Source organism: Cupriavidus sp. GW823-FHT07B10 (assembly GCF_058794355.1).
The window spans coordinates 1-857 of record NZ_JBXAGS010000047.1; the positions used below are offsets into that span (position 1 = coordinate 1).

Annotated in this window: 1 protein-coding gene; it reads right to left on the reverse strand. The window is 67.1% G+C overall.

The features are described 5' to 3' along the window. Nucleotides 1-857, reverse strand: an 857-nt coding sequence (gene puuE / locus AC1Q6V_RS34620) for an allantoinase PuuE (RefSeq protein WP_454751384.1), incomplete at both ends; no start/stop codon positions are given.

The following is an 857-nucleotide window of genomic DNA, read 5'->3' on the forward strand; positions in this document are numbered from 1 at the left end:
TCGACACGGCGGCAGATCCACACCTTGTCGTGTCCCTGCACATAGTCGAGGAAGCGCTGCAGCGCGCGGAAGCGGCCCGGGCGGCCGAGCAGGCGGCAGTGCATGCCGATCGACAGCATCTTGGGGCTGTCCTGGCCGCTCGGGTCGCCTTCCTCATACAAGACGTCGAACGCATCCTTCAGGTACTGGAAGAACTGTTCGCCGGTATTGAAGCCCTGCGGCGTGGCAAAGCGCATGTCGTTGGAGTCGAGCGTGTACGGCACCACCAGGTGCGGCTTCTTCTCGCCGCCGGTGACTTCCACCTCGGTCCAGAAGGGCAGGTCGTCGCCGTAGTAGTCCGAGTCGTACAGGAGGCCGCCGTGCTCCACCACCAGGCGGCGCGTGTTGGGGCTGTCGCGGCCGGTGTACCAGCCCAGCGGCAGTTCGCCGGTCAGGTCCTTGATGATCTGCATGCCGATGCGCATGTGCTCGCGCTCGGTGGCTTCGTCGATGCCCTGGTAGTGGATCCAGCGCCAGCCGTGGCAGGCGATCTCGTGACCCAGTTCGACAAAGGCGCGGGTCAGTTCAGGATGGCGTTGCAGCGCCATCGATACGCCGAAGATGGTCAGCGGCAGGCCGCGCTTCTCGAACTCGCGCAGCAGGCGCCAGACGCCGGCGCGCGAGCCGTATTCGTAGATGCCCTCCATGCTCATGTGGCGGTCGGGGTAGGCCGCGGCGCCGACGATCTCGGAGAGGAACTGCTCGGAGGCGGCGTCGCCGTGCAGCACGCAGTTTTCGCCGCCTTCTTCGTAGTTGAGGACGAACTGCAGCGCAACGCGCGCACCGCCCGGCCAGCGGGCGTGCGGCGGCCGGGCGCC